This window comes from Halobacillus litoralis (assembly GCF_020524025.1).
GTDB classification, from domain to species: Bacteria; Bacillota; Bacilli; order Bacillales; family Halobacillaceae; genus Halobacillus; species Halobacillus litoralis_D.
On the sequence record NZ_JAIVKN010000003.1, the window covers coordinates 494,610 to 513,577 of the forward strand.

An 18,968-nucleotide genomic window follows, 5' to 3' on the forward strand; every position below is an offset into this window, starting at 1 on the left:
TATATATTATTGTACGAGACAAGGGCAGCATTGAGGAAGACTTGAGTTTAAGAGAACGTTCCGTCAGCTTTAGTTGAGTATAAGGTGGATTTGGAAACTACTACCTTTCCCGCGGAGAGCTGGTGAGCCTTTTCCATAATAGGGATAACGGAAATATACATTATACGAAACTTCACCAGATACAATGACCCTCCATCTTGATATAACCATAAAAAAGCATCTGCCTGTAGCAGATGCTTTTATCCGTTATCTGATTTTGCTGTGGATTCTCTCAAATTCATACTTTCTAAGAGTGTATCGATGCTTAACTTTCCATCTTCCTCCACATCATCTATCCAGCGTTTAGAGTACATAAGCGTCTTTAATTTGTTGGAAGATTGGATGTGTCTGCTGGTCCCTTCCCTATTAAGGAAACCAGAAGTCGATTGGTCATCCAAGCTTTTAACAGCAGATAAGGAAGGACTGTGATCCGTAACCTGCTCCCTGGACATATCTTGTTTTATTCCAGGTATGTCTAACCAAAGAACAAGTACACTAGACCATACAAGAACCGTTCCCGCCGTTAAACCGATCAGCAGACGCTTCTTCATTGCTCCACTCCTTACACAAGCATTTCTTCTTCTGCGTCCAATTTAGAAAAAGCCTCAGGATCCACTTCCTTTATAGCTTTCGCCGAGAGAGTGAGAGCTTCTTCATAATGATAATTTCTAAAAGCCTCTTCCGCCTCCAGGAGTTTTGCTGCAAGAATAGGATACTTGCTCCGATAGCGGTTTCCGTATTGGATCAAACGTTCAGCAAGATTTGCTTTTTCCATGACTTTTTCTGCTTCATCACTTAATTGTTCCGTCATTTCCACAGCTTCTTCCAGCTTTTCATTTACAACAACCATATCCAATGGCTGTTTTTCCAGATTCATAAACACTTCATCAATTTTTTCACTGGCAGCCTTCATATCCTCATAGACAGATGTAGGAATCCCAGGAATATTGCTTCTTTTTAATCGACGGTGGGTATCCAGTAACAACCCTTCCATCTTTCTCAATTTTTGTTTCGCTTCCCGCTCATCTTTCCTTAGACTCTGCACACGTTCCTGGAAGTAGCTGTGTTTTTCTTGAAGTTCGTTTAACTGCTTTTCCAGCTGTTCCAGATCATCACGCAGTTCTGTATAAGCTGTCTCTTCATCTGCGTGCTTAAATTCAATACTGGTCATCCGTTTCTTTAATTGACTGAACCAGTTTTTCAAGCCGCGATAGGATTCAACATCTTCATCTTCCAGCTGGTAGGTAATTTGCATTTCATTTAATTCCCGTTCTGTATCTGTCAAAACATATTCAAGCTCGCTCAGTTGTGTTTTTAGAGGGGAGAGCTGCTTTTCTACATAATGATGAGCAATCGCTTCCCGTTCAAGCAGCTGGTACATTTCTTGAACGCGGGTTTCTATTTCATTTAACGTTTGTTCTATATCTGACTGATCTCCCTGTTCAAGCTTTTCAAACACCGTTTCAAGTGTACGCTCATATTTATGTATTTCAGGTAGAAAATCAAAATGAGAAATTCTATATCCTTCCGCCTTCATATCCTCTACGCCACTTTTGAGCTCTTTGAGCTGTTCAGGTAATTCTGTCTTGACCTTTCTGTAACGATCCGGGAAGTGCCGTACATCCTCCTGCAGTTGTGATGTTTCTTCTCTTACAGCGTGAACTAAGGTATTAGCTTCAATATAATCACCCTGTTCAGCGAGACGTTCGTATTCTCCTAATTTTTCTTTAAGGATCTCTACTCTTTTCTCAAAAACATAAACCGCCTTTCCAAATTGATGGCGGGTTTGGATTAGAATCTTCGTGAGCTCCTTTAATTCCGGTTCGATAGACTCTATCTCCATTCGGCTCTGCTTTTCAGAATCGAGAAGGTTTTCCAGCTCCTGGAACATCTGGTTAATGTCTCTTTCAATACCCTCAAGCTTCTTCTCTGTACTTTCCAAAACGGTTTTAACTCTTTTTGCACGATAACGATCGGCCGCCTCTTCTGCATCAAAAAGATCTTCTTCAAGCTCCGGCAGTTCTTTTGTAAGGATTCGATCCCAACGCCCACGCCACGCTTCGAATTTCTCCTGAGTCTCACCTGAAAGGTTTAATTTCTTTACTTTGGATAATTCTTCGGTTACGCGCCGGTTCATAATATCCATTTTCCAACTTTCCAGGCGATCCACTTCATCATAAACTTTTTTCCGCCAAATCAGCCCAATGATGAACAGTGCTATGAGTAGTAAAATAGCCCCTATGACGTACTTCATAAATAGCCTCCTTACAATAGACATGTCCTACGGATGTAGTACGTTCCGATATATGAATTAGTTGTTTATAATGATACCATGTAAATCATCCTTTTGGCTAAACTATTTCAAATTTATTATGATATTGACAAATAATTCAATAAAAAAGGAGAGAAGTAAAATGAGAGACGGTCACATCCATTCTCCCTACTGCCCGCATGGTTCATCTGATGCGCTTAAAACCTATATTGAAGAAGCGATTCGTGCAGGGTATCATTCGATGACGTTTACAGAACATGCACCGCTTCCCCAAAGCTTTATTGATCCTGTACCCAGCCAGGACAGCGGCATGGCATATAACCAAGTAAAACACTATTTAGAAGACCTTGAACAATTAAAAGAGATGTATAAAAACGATATCCATATCCTGAAGGGAATGGAAGTAGATTATATTCAAGGTTATGAGGAAGAAACAAAGCAGTTACTAAACAGATTCGGTCCCTTATTAGACGACAGCATTTTATCTGTCCACTTTCTTAAAGGAAAGAAAGGATGGTACTGTATCGATTTCAGCCCTGAAATGTATAAGGATGCTTTTCAGGATTTAGGTGGTCTCGAACAGCTTTATCAAACCTACTACCGCACCCTTGAAATGTCTGTGGTCAGTGATTTAGGTTTATATAAACCGAAGAGAATCGGACACATGACCCTTGTAAGAAAGTTTCGCCACCTATATCCTTCTCCTTACAATTGGCATTCGTATGGTTCTCAATTTCTGGACACAGTGAAGGCGTATAATTATGAACTGGATTACAATGGAGCAGGCATGAAAAAACCCCACTGCCAAGAGACATACCCACCTTTACCTTTAGCCAGGCAGGCCTCTTCCATGGGGATACCACTCATTTATGGATCAGATGCTCATCAATCATCCGCGCTGATGCAGGGGATAGATGCCGTGGACCAAAAGATCCTTAAACGTTAGCTGCAATCATTTGGACGGATTTATGGTCATTCATTAATGCAGTATACTCCTCCACAAAATGATTAATTGAAGCTTCTGTCATTAACGGGTCTTTAAATTCGTGCGGCATAAGAAACGGTGCATTCAGCAGACCCTTTAGCTGCAGAAGGCTGAGTTTTTCCTTAAAAGTTACTTCAATATGGGAATTTTTGTTGAAAAGGATTTGAGTTAACAGGTGATTTTCCTTGGCTAAATATGTGACAAGCATCTCCCGGGCAAATACCGTATTTAACGATAATTCTCGATTAAGAAGACAAGATAGTTGATAGTGGGATTGTTTATAATGTAAAATCTTTTTCACTAACGATTGCAGACGATGGTCATCCTCAGAGGGCTGCTCGCTTTCCAGCATCTCAAGATAAGGTTCAAAATAACTGATGGCGAGCGATTCAAAAAGACCTTGTTTACTTTTAAAGTAATAATGGATCAAGGAGACATTAACATTGGCTGCTTTTGCGATATCTCTGACAGATGTTCCATTAAAACCCTGGCTGTAGAAAAGTCGGCAGGCTACATCTAACACTTTAATTCGTGTTCCATTTGGTCGATTCATTATTTTTCCCCCTCGGAAAAAGATTCTCTATTATTGTAGGATTTCCTGCTTACAATCGTCCTTCAAATAACGACAGGAATCCACTATTCATGTCGAATACCAATTAACTAGGAGGTATATCTATGTTCCAATCATCATCTTATACAGGAACCAAAGAACAAAATTATGATCTGTTAAATAAACAACTGAAAGCCCTTATCGAGGATGAGCCTGACGTCATTGCTAATCTCTCAAACGCATCCTCCCTCTTAAATCAATTTTTAGAAGATGTGAACTGGGTAGGGTTTTACTTGTGGAAGAACGACCAGTTAATTCTTGGGCCTTTCCAGGGGTTACCTGCATGTGTAAGGATCTCCTACGGAAAAGGCGTCTGCGGTACAGCTGTCAAGGAAGGAAAAACTCAGCGTGTTGAGGATGTCCATGCGTTTCCGGGACATATTGCCTGTGACGCAGCAAGTCAATCCGAACTTGTCATTCCTATCTTTAAAAATGGTGAAATTTATGGAGTCTTGGACATTGACAGCCCCTCTAAAGGAAGATTTGATGAAGTTGACCAGATTAAGATTGAAGAATTCGTTAAAACTCTCCAACCATTCTTATAACTCAATAGAGAGCTGATCAGAAAAGAAAAAAGGTTCACCTTCAAGGTGAACCTTTTTTCTTTAATAGGATAATTGGACAGGAGGATCTGTAACTATACAATTTCTTCCTGATTCCTTTGCCTGATAGAGAGCACGGTCTGCCTGCTGGACAATCTGTTTTCTGGTGGGCCTGCTTCTATCGGCCTCCCAGGAAGCAAAACCGCAGGACACTGTTACAGCCGGATCTGTATTTGCTGCTATTTCCTGGCGGATAGAGTTCACTAATTCAAAAGCTTCGATTCTGTCTGTTGAAGGTAAATATAATGCTAATTCCTCACCGCCCCAACGAGCAGCCAAGCCAGCCTGACCTACACTATCCTTTATTAAATGAGCCACCTGACAGATCACTTCGTCCCCGACTTGATGACCATACGTATCATTTATACTTTTGAAGTTATCAATATCAAAGAGGATGAAATGACCACACCCATCCTGTTTCACATGATTCGCCACACATTGATCCAGATAGATTCTGGAATGCAGCTTAGTTAAATAATCCGTAACTACCGCTTTTTCCAACTCTTCTCTCAGCATTGAATTCGCAAAAGCAAGTGTGGAATGCTGCACAAGAGATTGCAATAACTTGAAAGATTCAAAGCTGAAATAATATGGATCTTGATGTAAGACAATAGAGAGTCCACTTATATGCTCATGATCCTTCATAGGAACAGCCATTAAAGAACGGAAAGGAAAGTCATAACCATAGGACTTTGTTTTTAGGTCGCTGACGAAAAGCGGTCCTTTATGGTTCAGTAAACCTTCTTCAATCGCATGTATAAAGCGTCCCGAATCCAGCGATGTAAAATAGTCCGAACTTCCTTCAAGTACTTTGTATCCGTTTTTGTCATCATACGTAATAAAACCTACCTCATCGGCTTCAAAGGATTGTTCGATTTTATAAGCCATATAACTAATCTTTTCCGTTAATCTTGTATTGGAATTAAGCTTCTGGGATGTAGAGTTAATCAACTGAAGGTCACTGTTTAACTTTCTGGATTGTTGGTAAAGCTGCGCATTTTCAAGGGCATTGCCGGCGGTATGAGCGATATGGATAAAAAATTCGATATCTTTCTTTGGAAAATATAAATAATGAGGCGGAACGACCTCCAGAACCCCATAAACCCCCTGCTTCCCTTTAAGAGGAGCATAAAGAAGCGGGCGACCTCCTTCGACGTTATCATCCATCTGTATTTCACCAGTTAAGTAGGCTTGCTTCTTTGGATCAGAGTCTGTGTCAGTGTCATAAATCAGTTCGCGGACAGGCAGATCATGTACCGTTTTGTAGTCTTGGGATAACAATAAATAGTATTGGAAATCAGGGTGAACTTCTCTGAGCGTTTCGATAACTTCTCTAAGAACCCCTTCCATATCTATAGAGGAATGAAAATGTGAGGTGACATTGTAGAGCAACTCATATTTTCTCTTCTCTTCCACGTTTTGATAGAAGGATTTCGCTTTTATCATTCCTTTTGCAATCACTTCCCCAAACCCATGAAGAGCCGAAATTCCAATTTGAAGATCATGTCCAGGTTCCATTATCAAAAATCCCATGATCCGCTGTTTTTGTTTAAGCGGTACCACCTTTACATCCCTGAAACCACCTTCAATAAATAGAAGATCCTTTATGTCATCCTCAGGTAATAAATACTGTCTATCTTTATCCATAACCTCATTAAACGAAAGATGTGTTCTTAGTGTCAGCGTCCTATCATCTTTCTCATTATATAAAATGAAGTTTTCCTTCCAGTCATCTAAAAAATAGATAGAGCAGGCGTTTCCGTTTATCATGCTTTTAATCTCACTGGATAGTTTGACAAGAAATTCTTCAAAGGTATAAGCTGACTCCGTTAACAGTAATTCAAATAAACGGCTTTGAAGTTTATTTTCAAAAAGCGATGGGACACTCATTCGAATCACCTATCTTCCTAAACGTAATTTTGAGTATATTGTACCATTACTTCCTTCCCTTCAGAGTGACAAAATATGTAACATTATCGTTCTCAATCGGTTTTAAATATCACTTCAATATTTTTGTCGCCCTGATCTAATAGAAAGTATAGTTAAGCCCTTGACTTAAACACGAAATAAACTTATACTATTCGTTGTGTAAAATAAATGGCAGCCTATGTGAGCCGCCGTTGTTTTCATTTTGTTCCTCTATAAGGAGGTGCATCGTGTAACTCTCTGCTGCTGGGGCGATGGTGCATGAAAACATAATGAGCAATGGAACGAGGACACACTGTTTTTATTTTATGCAAAATAAAATAAAAAAGGAGGAAATCCCAATGGCACGATATACAGGTCCAACATGGAAAAAATCCCGTCGCTATGGTATTTCTTTAAGTGGAACAGGTAAGGAGCTAGAAAAGCGCCCTTACGCTCCAGGACAGCATGGTCCAAACCAACGTAAAAAACTTTCTGAATTCGGTCTTCAGCTTCAAGAGAAGCAGAAACTTCGTTTCATGTACGGTTTGACTGAACGTCAATTCCGTCGTTTGTTCGAAGAGGCTGGAAATATGAAAGGAATCCACGGTGAGAACTTCATGGTTCTTCTTGAATCTCGTCTGGATAACCTAGTGTACCGCTTAGGTCTAGCTCGCACACGCAGTCAAGCGCGTCAGCTGGTTACTCACGGTCACGTTACTGTTGATGGTGGTCGCGTAGACATCCCATCTTACCGCGTAGCTCCTAATCAAGTGATCAGCCTTCGCGAAAAATCTCAGAAGCTAAATGTCGTTGAAGAGGCAATCGAAGTAAATAACTTCGTACCAGAATACCTTACATTCGACGAAGACAAGCGTGAAGGAACGTACACTCGTTTCCCTGAGCGTTCTGAACTTCCTTCTGAAATTAACGAAGCTCTTATCGTTGAATTCTACTCTCGTTAATAGCTTTCAAAAAACCGCCCTCCCGGCGGTTTTTTTTTGCTTTTTTTAAAATGGTTGATCCCGCTCCTTCTTCATGACTCCATTATATACTTCTAAGCACTCCACTTCCTTATCTACACAAGAAAGCGGAGCTCCTGGAGAGCCCCGCTTTTATTAGTTAGTATTTAATCAAAAAGTATTTCTTTTTCCCGCGTCGAATAATGGTAAAACGATCTTCAATACGATCCTCTTCGCTGATCGTGTGTTTCAAATCCTGGTTTCGTTCTCCATTAATGTAAACGGCGCCATTGCCAATATCCTCTCTTGCCTGACGCTTGGAGGACGAGATCCCAGCCTTCACAAGCAAATCAAGGAGCTGAGGGTCTTTTTCTTCAGATGTATAAGCAGGGACATCTTTAAAGCCTTGTTCAATCTCTTCCCCTGTAAGAGCTTTAATATCTCCACTGAATAAAGCTTCAGAAATACGCTCAGCTTGTTTTAATGCTTCCTCATCATGCACAAGCTTTGTCATTTCCTCTGCCAGCCTACGCTGAGCGACACGCTTCTCAGGCTGTTCTTCTACTTCTTTTTCAAGTTCCGTGATTTCTTCCAAATCTAAGAACGTAAAGTATTTCAGAAAACGAATGACGTCACGGTCATCTGCATTAATCCAGAACTGGTAAAACTCATATGGGGACGTTTTCTCCGGGTCCAGCCAAATAGCACCCCCGGCGGTTTTACCAAATTTCGATCCATCCGCTTTAGTAATTAGAGGTACGGTTAAGCCATAGGCCTCGACCTCTTCTTCTCCCGCTGCAGATCGGCGAAGCAGTTCCAGACCGGCCGTTATGTTCCCCCATTGATCACTACCGCCTATCTGAAGTGTACAATTTTCCTTTTCGTATAATTTTTGAAAATCGAGAGACTGCAGGATCATGTACGTAAATTCTGTAAAGCTGATTCCCTGTTCGATCCGGGATTCAACAGAATCTTTAGCCAGCATATAGTTAATGCCGAAATGCTTTCCTGTATCTCTGAGGAAATCAATGATCGTCATCTGCGACAGCCACTCATAATTATTGCGGGCAACAGCTGCATTCTCACCATCATCAAAATTGAGAATTTTAGCTAATTGATCCTTAATTCGTTCACTATACCCTTTAACAACTTCCGCACTGTTGAGCTGACGTTCCGTAGAGCGGCCACTCGGATCACCGATCATTCCTGTGCCTCCACCGACTAACGCAATGGGACGATGCCCCGCCTTCTGGAACCTTTTCAACATCAGGACTGGAAGAAGGTGCCCTATATGAAGACTGTCCGCCGTGGGATCAAAGCCACAATATAAAGTAACCTGTTCATTTTCCAAATGTTTCTGTAATCCTTCTTCATCCGTCATTTGGTTAATTAGTCCGCGCTGATGTAAATCTTTCAATAAATCCATTTGACCACTCCTCTACAAATTTTTCAGGTTGAGCTATGGCTGAAGGTACGTTAAAGATGAATATTCTGAAAAAACAAAAAGACCCCCTCCCTTGTAAAAAGGGACGAGGTCTTTTCGCGGTACCACCCTTGTTGCACAAAATCTGTGCCACTTCTATCGATAACGGTTTATTCCACCGTCTTCTGATTCTTACCAGAAGATTGCTCCAGGTCGTAATTCAAGAACAAATATGCACCGACTTCCACCTACCGTCAGCTCTCTGAAACAGGGATTTGTTCTCTACTCCAATCCTTCAACGCACTCATATTCAACTAGTATAATATTTATCACATCTCACTAAAAAAAGCAACAAGCCCGCGGGATGTAATCATGTCCTATTGTAAATGGGTATGTTATAATATTGTTGGATTTTTTAGGAGGTATTATTCATGTCTAATAACCAAAAGAACGGTCGAAATAAACTGGATTTCCGGTCTTTGTGGAAGAAAGGAAGCATCCAGAAGAACAGCCGGATCACATATGATGTCGTATGGAACGTGCTTTTATTTTTCATCATTATTGGTGTGATCGGTCTTTTCTTTGCCGGTGGAGTGGGTGCCGGATACTTTGCATCCCTCGTCAAAGATGAACCTATCCGAAGTAAAGAGGAAATGAAAGAGAACATTTACAATTATTCAGAAACTTCTACCATGTTCTTTACAGGTGGACCTGAAATTGGTGATGTCAGCTCCGACCTTTACCGTGAAGAAGTTAAGCTTGGAGAAGTCAGCAGCTATTTAAAAAATGCTGTAGTGGCTACAGAGGATGAATACTTCAAAGAACATAAGGGTGTTGTCCCTAAAGCCATTATGAGGGCTGTTGTCCAGGAAGTGACAAACTCATCTGTTAAAACAGGAGGCAGTACACTAACTCAGCAGCTCGTCAAAAATCAGATCTTAACTAATGAGGTATCCTTCGAGCGAAAAGCGAAGGAAATGCTTCTCGCCCTAAGAGTCGAACGATTTTTTGACAAAGATGAGATCCTCGAAGCCTACCTCAACATCGTTCCTTTTGGCAGAAATTCAAACGGTCAAAATATCGCCGGCGTACAAACAGCAGCCCAAGGTATTTTCGGTGTAAGCGCAAATGAACTGAGCCTTCCTCAGGCGGCCTTCATTGCCGGCCTGCCACAGGCCCCGTTCGGCTATACACCTTTTAACAATGACGGGACAGTGAAGAGCCAGGAAGAACTGGAGCCCGGTATAGACCGAATGCATGAAGTGCTTGAACGAATGCTTGAGGCGGAATATATTACAAAAGCAGAATATGATACAGCTATGGACTTTCAGCTGAGTAAAGAGACACTTGCAGAGCCGAAAGCCACGGCAAATAGTAAATATCCTGCGATCAATCAGGAGATTCAAACAAGAGCTAAAGAAAAAATCAAAAAATACCTGATAAAAGAAAACGGTCATACAGCTGAGGATTTAGCAGAGGACGAAGAACTCAGAAAAGAATATGAAGAACTCGCAGAGCGCGAGCTGACCACCGGCGGGTATCAAATCCATACGACACTAGATAAAAAAATCTATGAAACAATGGATAAAGTCAGAGCAGCCTACAACAATGACTCCTGGCCTGGAAGAACTGATTATGTGAAAGATGAGAATAACAACCGAGTCGTAGACGAAGAAACTGGAAAGTATAAGACGGTGTATCGCAAGCTGCAGCTTGGCAGTGTCTTACTTGAAAATTCAACGGGTCGGATCCTTGGTTTTATCGGTGGCATCGATTTTGAAGACAATCAGGTGAACCACGCTAACTCCCAAAGATTAGTCGGAAGTACAATTAAGCCACTACTCGTTTATGGTCCAAGTATTGACTTAGGCGCTGGACAGCCTGGTTCTGTCTACGCTGATGTGCCTTACAAATACCGTGAAAATGGCAAACCAGTAAACAACTATCCGAAAGGGTATCACGGGTTTGTATCTATGAGGCAGGCTTTATTAAAGTCCTATAATATTCCTGCTGCAAAACAATTTTATAAAATTAAAGACCAAAAACCGGCAGAAAATTATCTAATGAAGATGGGGTTCCCTTACGGCCATAACTATGAATCCTCCGCCCTTGGGACAGATGGTTATACAGTTGAAACCAATGCCAACGGATACTCTACACTAGGAAATATGGGTAAGTATGTCGATGCCTTTATGATTGAAAAGATTGAAACCAGAGATGGAGAAACCGTATATGAGCATAAATCGAAACAAAACGACGTCTTCAGTCCTCAGGCAGCCTACCTGACGCTCGATATGATGAGAGACGTCCTTAAGCCAGGCGGTACTGCTTCAATGGTTAAAGGGTTATTAAATAACCGTGGTGTTGACTGGGCTGGTAAGACAGGTACGTCAAATAATCGCGTCGACTCTTGGTTTATGGCAACAAACCCTAACGTAACAGTCGGCATGTGGACGGGGTACAGTGTTGGAGGAGCAATTCCTCAAAATGACTATTATAAACGGACACAGAGGTTATGGTCTGATGTAGTCAATGCTGTTTCCAAGGTTCAACCTGAGCTCATGATCCCCGACAAACGTTTTGAAAGTCCAGGCGGCCTGGTAACAAGATCCTACTGTGCAACGTCCGGTTTGTTAGCATCTGATTTATGTTCATCTTTAGGACTTGCTAAGCAGGATCTATACTATGCTAAATATGCCCCTACCAAAGTTGACGACAGCTTAATAGGTGGAGATTTTGTTTCAGTTAAAGGGAAAATCGTTCAAGCTGGTCCTAACACTCCCCGGGAATTCATTAAGGACGGCGGCGGAGTTACGTTAAGTCCTGAATTCCTTAAGGAGAATGGTTATACAAGTAAAGAAATATTAAGACACTTAATACCTGATACGTCCAGATGGAATAAGGTAACCCTTCCATCCTCTTCATCAATAGGATCCACCGCTTCCTCTATTGATAATGATGGTCAGGCTCCGGCTGTTCCTAAATCTGTATCAGCAAACAGTTCAACAATCAGCTGGAACCCTTCAGCCAGTAAGGATGTTGTGGGATATCGCGTCTACCAGGCTTCCACACCTGGAGGTTCCTTCTCGTTAGTCGGGAGCACCCGTAAGACTTCCTTACCCTTCTCAGGAGATGAAGGAATTTACGCAGTACGTGCTGTAGATTACTTCGGTCAGTCATCCGGCCTGTCATCGACTATTACTGTCGGCAATCCAGGAGCTCCTGCTGAGGAGACCTCCGGAAATTCCGGTAGTGAGAATGATTCAGGCGGCTCAGGTGATGAGGATAACTCAGGTGACTCTGATGAAGAGAATGAGAACAATGGTTCCGACTCCTCCAATGATGACGGAGGAAATAATGACTCTGACGACTCTAATGGAGACGGATCTTCCGAAGACTCAGACGAAAGCTCTGGTGATAGCGGGTCAAACGATTCAAGTGAAGATAACAGCAGTACAGACGACAATGCAGACAGTGTCGAATAAACATCTTACTTTTAGAAAATCCGATCGGAATACCCGATCGGATTTTCTTTTTGACTATTTATGAAAAATAAATAATTTAATGTATAATGAAGGAAATTGGTCTATTAATCTAACAAACTTTCACAGGTGGTGAATGAATGTATCATGAAAAAACCTATCATTACGACGCCTTCGATTCGGAGCATGGCCCTATAATAATAGAGGGACCATTATCGTCGGAAGAACTTTCCAAGTACTCCTTCAATGAAGGACTTGTCGCCTTCAGGCCTCCTGAAAAACAATTCGAAGCAGTAAAAAGCATCGCTGATTTCGAAGAAGGTCGGATTATCGTAGCCAGAAATCACGAAGAGATCATCGGTTACGTAACCTTCCTCCATCCCGATCCTCTCGAGCGATGGTCAGAAGGTAAAATGGAAGACCTTCTGGAGCTTGGAGCTATTGAAGTAAGTCATAAGTTCAGAGGGTATCGTATTGGATCCCGTCTGCTTCAAGTTTCCATGATGGATGACTATATGGAAAATTACATTATTATTTCTACAGAATACTATTGGCACTGGGATTTAAAAGGGACCGGTCTAAATATATGGGACTATAGGAAAGTCATGGAGAAAATGATGGCTGCGGGAGGATTAACTCCAGCTCCTACCGATGATCCCGAAATCATCTCTCATCCTGCCAACTGCTTAATGGTAAAGATCGGAAGCAGAGTTCCTGAATCTTCCGTTGAGATGTTTGATAAGCTTCGCTTTTTGACGAGACATCAATATCGCCAGACAAGGAGGTAGTTCTATGTTAGTCGAGGAAATGATGAAAGAAAAGGTAATTACCCTCTCTTCAGAAGATACGATTGAAACGGCATTAAAACTACTTCACGAATACCACATTCGACATATTCCTATCATAGATAAACAAAGCCATGTGATCGGCATCGTATCAGATCGGGACGTAAGGGATGCCAGTCCATCTATTTTTGAGAAAGATGCTGTTCCTGATGAATTGCAAAACCCTATAAGTACGATCATGACTTCACCAGTAACAACTGTCCATCCTCTTGATTTTGTTGAAGAGGTTGCTTCTATTTTTTACGAACAGGAAATTGCCTGTGTCCCCGTTACGAGAAACGATAAACTGGTAGGTATTATTACTGAGAAAGATATGCTCTACACATTAATTCAATTGACAGGTACACATGTCCAAAGTTCTCAAATTGAAGTGAAAGTCGTAAATAAACCCGGCATACTGCCTCAAGTAACCCAGGTTTTTGGAAAACGAAAGGTAAACATAAGCTCTGTACTTATTTATCCCTACAAACCGGATCCTAAGTATAAGATCATTGTGGTACGTATCCAAACAATGAATCCACTCCCGACGATAGAGGATTTGAAGAACGAGGGGTACGAGGTTTTATGGCCGAAGATGCCGGGGATTCCATCATGAGCTGCAATACAGGATTTGTTTATTCCAATGATTTTACGACTTACCGCTTTAAAGATGATCATCCATTCAACCAAATGAGGGTTGTACTTGCTAAAGAGCTTCTCGAAGCCACAGGGATCCTTGAAGAGAAACATAAAATTACCCCAAGACTGGCCACAGAAGAAGAATTAGCACTCGCTCATAGTAAGCCTTACATTCAGGCTGTAAAGAAAGCTGGCCAGGGCTTACTGTCCGAAGAAGAAGGACTTGAATATGGCATAGGCACAGAGGATACTCCAATGTTCAAGGGGATGCACGAAGCCTCACAGCTCCTTGTCGGCAGTACTCTATCTGCTATTGACGCTGTGCTGGAAGGCAGGGTGGAACATGCTTTAAACCTGGGTGGCGGCCTTCACCATGGCTTTGAGCGTAAAGCTTCAGGGTTCTGCATTTATAATGATGGGGCTGTGGGAATTAAATACATACGAGAAAAGTATAACTATAAAGTATTGTATGTAGACACAGATGCTCATCATGGTGATGGGGTGCAGTGGGCTTTTTACGACGATCCGAACGTCTGCACCTTCTCGATCCATGAAACAGGCCGTTACCTTTTTCCAGGGACGGGAAATGTAAATGAACGGGGGTTAAAAGAAGGTTATGGCTACTCCTTTAACCTGCCTATCGATGCTTTTACCGAAGATGAATCGTTTATAGACATTTATGAATCCGCTTTCAGGGAGATTGCAGACTATTTTAAACCCGATGTGATTGTTACTCAAAACGGGGCAGACGCTCACTTTTTAGACCCACTGACCCATTTGTGTTCTACTATGAATATATACGAACACATACCAAAGGTAGCTCACGAACTTGCACATCAGTATTGTAACGGAAAATGGATTGCCCTCGGGGGTGGCGGCTACGATATATGGCGGGTCGTTCCCCGTGCCTGGGCGCAAATTTGGAGTGTCATGACAGAAGGTGAGCCACTTACAGGAAACCTTCCTGAGAAATGGTTGGAAAAGTGGCAGGAAGAATCTCCTGTCTCCCTGCCTTCCACTTGGAATGACCCTGCAGATGCTTATAAACCGATTCCAAGAAAAGCAGAAATCACAGAAAAGAATAATAAACTGTTGGAGAAAGCTTTACAATTAATTCACAATCAAAAGAAGTTTAATTCCTAATAAATATAGGTCAGAAAAATATCTCCCAACAAGTCAATTCTAAATAAAATTTCTATTTTCCTGAATAAAAGAAAGAGCCACTATCCGTTATAGTGGCTCTTTCTTTGTGGAATTTCCGTATTCAGGATCTAAAATAACGATTTCAACTCTTCTATTCTTACTCCAATTTTCTTCTGAATCATTTGGGACTACAGGTCTTGTTTCCCCATAAGCAACAGCTGTAAAGCGCTTAGGATCAAGCGATGGCGTATGATCAATCACATATCGGATCACGCTGCCGGCCCTGGCAGCAGACAGCTCCCAGTTGGATGGATAGCGGAAGGTCGATATCTGACGGTTGTCGGTATGGCCTTCAACTTTAACGAAGTTTGGAATATTCTCAAGTAAAGTTCCTACTTTTGAAAGAAAAGGTTTTGCTCCGTCTAAAATCTCCGCTTGACTTGTCTCAAAAAGCAGCTGCTCTTCAAGAATAAGTACTACACCTCGTTCAGATTGTGTAGCAGAGATGATGTCACCAAGATCATTTTCCTCGAGGTATTCATCAATTTCTTCTTTTAATTCTTCCAAGCCCTTTTCTTTCTCTTTATTGATTTCATCTTCAGCTAATTCCAATGAGTTTTCGTCAGGGATTTCAAATTCATTGCCCATTTCACCGTTTTCCTTCATTTTCGTTTGTTCTGTGGGATGTTTATTCTCCACAGCAGAAGGATAAAAGTCAAGGACCATCCGGTTACGAAAGCTCTCAGCGATAGCTTCAAATTTATCAAGGTTAATCTGGGACATAGAAAATAATAAAATGAAAAACACCAGGATCAAAGTGATCATATCGGCATATGTAGTCATCCATTTAGGATTTCCATTTTGCTTATTTTTCTTTACTCTACGCTTCATTGGCAGTTTCTCCCAAAAGTTCCTCCTGCTCTTCTCTCTCTGCAAGCTTCTTATCATCTTCAGATAGAAAAGCACTCAGTTTTTCTTCCAGGATCTTAGGATTTTGACCCGACTGCACACCAATAACACCTTCAATAATGATTTGTTTCATGAAAATTTCCTGGTCCGTCTTATTCTCAAGTTTACTTGCCATGGGAATAAAGACCAGATTGGCTAATAGCGTACCATAGAAGGTCGTCAGCAGGGCAACAGCCATTTTAGGTCCTAAGGTTTCGGGCGTAGATAAACTTGAAAGCATGAGGACGAGACCGATCAACGTACCGATCATCCCCCACGCTGGAGCATATTCCCCCGCCTTCTCTATAATTGCTCTGCCCCTCTGATGACGCTCTTCTACGGCTGCAAGCTCCGCTTTCATAATATCGTTGATAACTTCGGGTTCAATACCGTCTATGGCAAGCAGAATCCCTTTTTTAATAAAAGGGTCTTCTACCTCCTCAAGTTCAGCTTCCAAAGCCAGGAGCCCTTCTCTTCGTGCTCTCTCAGACAGGCGGACGAAGAGGGAAATCAATTCCCTCAAATTCATGTCAGTTTTTTTGAACGCTTCCTTCGTAACGCGGAAAGTCAATTTCACTTCACTCATATTGAAGTTGACAAGCAAGGCTGCTGCTAATCCGCCCAACACGATTACGATCGAGGATATTTGTATGAAGGATGCAACTCCTCCAAAACCAGCATTCGACATAATGCCAAACATAACCATGGCAAACCCAATGGTGATTCCTATAGGAGTCAATAAATCTTTTTTCGTCATTCCACACTCTCCTCAGTTCGAACAAGTACCCTTTACTTTATATATCGGTACTATTTCTGCTGAGTTGAGTTTCTTTCAATAATTCGGTGAGGTAAAATAACATTCTGCTCATCCACTTCTTCTTTGTTCATAAATTTCGTCAACAGGCGCATAGCCACAGCACCGATATCATACATAGGCTGAACAACCGTAGACAGGGTCGGACGTACCATCGTGGCAAGACGAGTATTATCAAAGCCAAAGACTTCCAAATCTTCAGGAACGCGGATACCTCGGTCCTGTGCACCGTGGATCACACCTAAAGCCATCTCATCTGAAGCCACAAAGACAGCTGTTGGCTGCTGCTCCATTTCTAGAATCTGTTCCAAAGCTTCATGTCCTGAATCATAAGAATAGTCTCCGGAAATAATCAGCTCGTCCGGATTCTCTTGTCCGTGCTCTTTCATTGCACGCTTATAGCCTTCTAATTTTTCAGTGTTAATCACTGTATCCTCTGGACCAGCAACGAAAGCTACGCGTTGATTATCATGATTTAGCAGCAATTGTGTTGCTTCATAGGCTGCTTCCTGGTAATTAATATTAACAGATGGCGTTTCTTTCGATTCGTCTACTGTAGCTGCCAAAGCTATAGGTACAGAGGATGTCTTAAATTCACGAATATGATCTTCAGTGATTTTTCCACCCATAAATATTAAGCCATCTACCTGTTTACCAAGCATGGCATTAATTAAATGAAGTTCCTTATCTTTATTCTGGTCTGAGTTACTTAAGATAATATTGTAATTGTACATTGTAGCGATGTCTTCAATTCCCCGGGCCAGCTCAGCAAAGAATATGCTGGAGATGTCTGGAATAATAACTCCTACAGTCGTCGTTTTCTTGCTCGCTAAACCACGGGCAACTGCGTTAGGACGGTACCCCAGGCGTTCAATAGCATCATGTACCTTCTTCCTTGTTGCTGGTTTAACATTCGGGTTTCCATTCACTACCCGGGAAACGGTAGCCATGGATACATTAGCTTCTCTTGCTACATCATATATTGTTACATTCATCTTGCTTCCTCCTTCATCGAATCCAATCGTACTATATACTCAATAGAATAATCATACGATAGATCGCTTGGCTGCGCAATATTCGTCCTCATTCTATGAAATATTATACCCTAACCATTATAACGGATCGAGAGATAGCTGCAAAAGGATACCTATACTCTTCTTTTTTATAGTTTTCCTAATATAGAGATCTATGACAAAAAAATAAGTTAGGCTGTAAGACAGCCTAACTTATTTCCACATTTATTTTTTTAGCTCTTCCATGAAAGATTGGAAGGTCGGAATATCCATCTGTTGAGCTGAATCACTTAAAGCTACAGCAGGATCCGGGTGAACTTCTGCCATAACACCATCGGCTCCAATCGCTAATGCAGCCTTAGCTGCTGGAAGCAATAGATCACGTCTCCCTGTAGAGTGCGTTACATCTACCATAACAGGCAGGTGAGTTTCCTGTTTCAGGATTGGAACAGCAGATATGTCTAATGTATTTCTTGTTGCTTTTTCATATGTGCGGATACCTCGTTCGCAAAGAATGATATTCTCATTTCCTCGAGAGATAATGTACTCTGCTGCATTAATGAACTCTGAGATCGTAGCCGACATTCCTCTTTTCAGTAATACAGGCTTGTTGACGGAACCAGCGGCTTTAAGAAGTTCGAAGTTCTGCATGTTACGCGCTCCAATTTGAATAACATCAAGGTAATCCAATGCTTCCTCAAGGTCTGCCGGGTTCACAATTTCACTCACAACAGCTAAATCCTGCTCATCAGCTGCCTGCTTAAGCATTTTCAGCCCTTCAATACCTAGCCCTTGGAAGTCATAAGGAGAAGTTCTTGGCTTGAAAGCTCCCCCACGAAGCAATTTAAGCCCTTGATCCTTCACGGCTTTTGCTACTGTTGAAACCTGCTCATAACTTTCCACTGAACATGGTCCCATAACGAATGAAGGGTTTCCGTCCCCTACTCTCTCACCCTTGATTTCAACAACTGTATCTTCCGGCTTTTTCTTCCTTGATACAAGAAGCGCTTTTCTATGATCATCTTCCTGCAGTTCTAATGCGGCTTTGAAAATTTCTTTAAACAAATGAACAATCGTTGAATCCTCAAAAGGGCCATTGTTATGCTGGGACAACTGATCCAGCATAGCTCTTTCACGTACTGGGTCAAACCGATTCATCCCTTGCTGTTCTTTAATCTGGCCAATTTCCTTTACCAGTTCACCGCGTTTATTGATTAAACTTAGAAGGTCTAAATTTACACCATCTAATTGATTACGTAACTGATCAAGCTTTTGATTACTCATTTGTTCGTCCCCCTACAAAGTAT

General features: G+C 41.6%; 16 protein-coding genes and 1 other annotated feature. Of the genes, 7 read left to right on the forward strand and 9 right to left on the reverse strand.

Features of this window, described 5'->3' with window-relative positions; translation table 11 throughout:
* Positions 1-239: 239 nt before the first annotated feature.
* Positions 240-590, reverse strand: coding sequence for a hypothetical protein (locus LC036_RS14045; protein ID WP_226583761.1), 351 nt, complete (start codon positions 588-590; stop codon positions 240-242).
* 11 nt (positions 591-601) lie between these two features.
* The gene (gene ezrA, locus LC036_RS14050; protein ID WP_226583762.1) at positions 602-2,293 is read right to left on the reverse strand and encodes a septation ring formation regulator EzrA; all 1,692 of its coding nucleotides are present in this window, start codon (positions 2,291-2,293) and stop codon (positions 602-604) included.
* A 160-nt stretch (positions 2,294-2,453) separates the two neighbouring features.
* On the opposite strand from ezrA, the gene hisJ reads away from it, so the two are divergent.
* Positions 2,454-3,257, forward strand: a complete 804-nt coding sequence (gene hisJ, locus LC036_RS14055) for a histidinol-phosphatase HisJ (protein ID WP_226583764.1) — start codon at positions 2,454-2,456, stop codon at positions 3,255-3,257.
* On the opposite strand, the gene refZ is transcribed toward hisJ, so the two are convergent.
* The gene (refZ, locus tag LC036_RS14060; RefSeq protein ID WP_226583766.1) at positions 3,247-3,849 is read right to left on the reverse strand and encodes a forespore capture DNA-binding protein RefZ; all 603 of its coding nucleotides are present in this window, start codon (positions 3,847-3,849) and stop codon (positions 3,247-3,249) included. The two genes, hisJ and refZ, sit on opposite strands and share 11 nt — an antisense overlap.
* A gap of 122 nt (positions 3,850-3,971) precedes the next feature.
* On the opposite strand from refZ, the gene LC036_RS14065 reads away from it, so the two are divergent.
* On the forward strand, positions 3,972-4,451 hold the full coding sequence (locus LC036_RS14065) for a GAF domain-containing protein (RefSeq protein WP_226583778.1): 480 nt from the start codon (positions 3,972-3,974) through the stop codon (positions 4,449-4,451).
* A 60-nt stretch (positions 4,452-4,511) separates the two neighbouring features.
* Here the strand turns inward: LC036_RS14065 and LC036_RS14070 are convergent, their stop codons facing one another.
* Positions 4,512-6,398 (reverse strand): sensor domain-containing diguanylate cyclase, encoded by a 1,887-nt coding sequence (locus tag LC036_RS14070; RefSeq protein WP_226583787.1) that lies wholly within the window; start codon positions 6,396-6,398, stop codon positions 4,512-4,514.
* 377 nt (positions 6,399-6,775) lie between these two features.
* Here LC036_RS14070 and rpsD point away from each other — a divergent pair, with 377 nt between their 5' ends.
* The gene (rpsD, locus tag LC036_RS14075; protein ID WP_226583788.1) at positions 6,776-7,378 is read left to right on the forward strand and encodes a 30S ribosomal protein S4; all 603 of its coding nucleotides are present in this window, start codon (positions 6,776-6,778) and stop codon (positions 7,376-7,378) included.
* A 157-nt stretch (positions 7,379-7,535) separates the two neighbouring features.
* Here the strand turns inward: rpsD and tyrS are convergent, their stop codons facing one another.
* Positions 7,536-8,801, reverse strand: a complete 1,266-nt coding sequence (gene tyrS / locus LC036_RS14080) for a tyrosine--tRNA ligase (RefSeq protein ID WP_226583789.1) — start codon at positions 8,799-8,801, stop codon at positions 7,536-7,538.
* 96 nt (positions 8,802-8,897) lie between these two features.
* Positions 8,898-9,106: a binding site (T-box leader), on the reverse strand.
* A 123-nt stretch (positions 9,107-9,229) separates the two neighbouring features.
* On the opposite strand from tyrS, the gene LC036_RS14085 reads away from it, so the two are divergent.
* The 4 genes from LC036_RS14085 to LC036_RS14100 all read left to right on the forward strand — a co-directional run bounded on the left by LC036_RS14085 (position 9,230) and on the right by LC036_RS14100 (position 14,886).
* Positions 9,230-12,283 (forward strand): transglycosylase domain-containing protein, encoded by a 3,054-nt coding sequence (locus LC036_RS14085; RefSeq protein WP_226583790.1) that lies wholly within the window; start codon positions 9,230-9,232, stop codon positions 12,281-12,283.
* A 137-nt stretch (positions 12,284-12,420) separates the two neighbouring features.
* Entirely contained in the window at positions 12,421-13,068 is a 648-nt protein-coding gene (locus LC036_RS14090; protein ID WP_226583791.1) for a GNAT family N-acetyltransferase, read from the forward strand.
* A 4-nt stretch (positions 13,069-13,072) separates the two neighbouring features.
* Positions 13,073-13,720: an acetoin utilization AcuB family protein gene (locus LC036_RS14095; protein ID WP_226583798.1), complete on the forward strand. Its 648-nt coding sequence runs from the start codon at positions 13,073-13,075 to the stop codon at positions 13,718-13,720.
* Complete coding sequence (locus LC036_RS14100; protein WP_226583971.1) at positions 13,717-14,886, forward strand: acetoin utilization protein AcuC; 1,170 nt, start codon at positions 13,717-13,719, stop codon at positions 14,884-14,886. Before LC036_RS14095 ends, LC036_RS14100 begins: the two co-directional genes overlap by 4 nt.
* Before the next feature lie 87 nt (positions 14,887-14,973).
* On the opposite strand, the gene motS is transcribed toward LC036_RS14100, so the two are convergent.
* The 4 genes from motS to LC036_RS14120 form a co-directional block, all read right to left on the reverse strand.
* Positions 14,974-15,777, reverse strand: coding sequence for a flagellar motor protein MotS (gene motS / locus LC036_RS14105; protein WP_226583801.1), 804 nt, complete (start codon positions 15,775-15,777; stop codon positions 14,974-14,976).
* On the reverse strand, positions 15,767-16,591 hold the full coding sequence (motP, locus tag LC036_RS14110) for a flagellar motor protein MotP (protein WP_226583804.1): 825 nt from the start codon (positions 16,589-16,591) through the stop codon (positions 15,767-15,769). The genes motS and motP overlap by 11 nt, the downstream gene beginning before the upstream one ends.
* Positions 16,592-16,641: 50 nt before the next feature.
* Positions 16,642-17,643, reverse strand: a complete 1,002-nt coding sequence (gene ccpA / locus LC036_RS14115) for a catabolite control protein A (protein WP_226583807.1) — start codon at positions 17,641-17,643, stop codon at positions 16,642-16,644.
* A gap of 243 nt (positions 17,644-17,886) precedes the next feature.
* On the reverse strand, positions 17,887-18,945 hold the full coding sequence (locus LC036_RS14120) for a bifunctional 3-deoxy-7-phosphoheptulonate synthase/chorismate mutase (protein ID WP_226583809.1): 1,059 nt from the start codon (positions 18,943-18,945) through the stop codon (positions 17,887-17,889).
* Between the last annotated feature and the right edge of the window lie 23 nt (positions 18,946-18,968).

Bases quoted from the DNA above. Each gene is read 5' to 3' on its own strand.
- refZ (WP_226583766.1), bottom strand. From the start codon at position 3,849: ATGAATCGACCAAATGGAACACGAATTAAAGTGTTAGATGTAGCCTGC.
- tyrS (WP_226583789.1), bottom strand. From the start codon at position 8,801: ATGGATTTATTGAAAGATTTACATCAGCGCGGACTAATTAACCAAATG.
- LC036_RS14120 (WP_226583809.1), bottom strand. From the start codon at position 18,945: ATGAGTAATCAAAAGCTTGATCAGTTACGTAATCAATTAGATGGTGTA.
- LC036_RS14100 (WP_226583971.1), top strand. From the start codon at position 13,717: ATGAGCTGCAATACAGGATTTGTTTATTCCAATGATTTTACGACTTAC.
- LC036_RS14095 (WP_226583798.1), top strand. From the start codon at position 13,073: ATGTTAGTCGAGGAAATGATGAAAGAAAAGGTAATTACCCTCTCTTCA.
- rpsD (WP_226583788.1), top strand. From the start codon at position 6,776: ATGGCACGATATACAGGTCCAACATGGAAAAAATCCCGTCGCTATGGT.
- LC036_RS14070 (WP_226583787.1), bottom strand. From the start codon at position 6,398: ATGAGTGTCCCATCGCTTTTTGAAAATAAACTTCAAAGCCGTTTATTT.
- ezrA (WP_226583762.1), bottom strand. From the start codon at position 2,293: ATGAAGTACGTCATAGGGGCTATTTTACTACTCATAGCACTGTTCATC.
- ccpA (WP_226583807.1), bottom strand. From the start codon at position 17,643: ATGAATGTAACAATATATGATGTAGCAAGAGAAGCTAATGTATCCATG.
- LC036_RS14045 (WP_226583761.1), bottom strand. From the start codon at position 590: ATGAAGAAGCGTCTGCTGATCGGTTTAACGGCGGGAACGGTTCTTGTA.
- LC036_RS14085 (WP_226583790.1), top strand. From the start codon at position 9,230: ATGTCTAATAACCAAAAGAACGGTCGAAATAAACTGGATTTCCGGTCT.
- LC036_RS14090 (WP_226583791.1), top strand. From the start codon at position 12,421: ATGTATCATGAAAAAACCTATCATTACGACGCCTTCGATTCGGAGCAT.
- motS (WP_226583801.1), bottom strand. From the start codon at position 15,777: ATGAAGCGTAGAGTAAAGAAAAATAAGCAAAATGGAAATCCTAAATGG.
- hisJ (WP_226583764.1), top strand. From the start codon at position 2,454: ATGAGAGACGGTCACATCCATTCTCCCTACTGCCCGCATGGTTCATCT.
- motP (WP_226583804.1), bottom strand. From the start codon at position 16,591: ATGACGAAAAAAGATTTATTGACTCCTATAGGAATCACCATTGGGTTT.
- LC036_RS14065 (WP_226583778.1), top strand. From the start codon at position 3,972: ATGTTCCAATCATCATCTTATACAGGAACCAAAGAACAAAATTATGAT.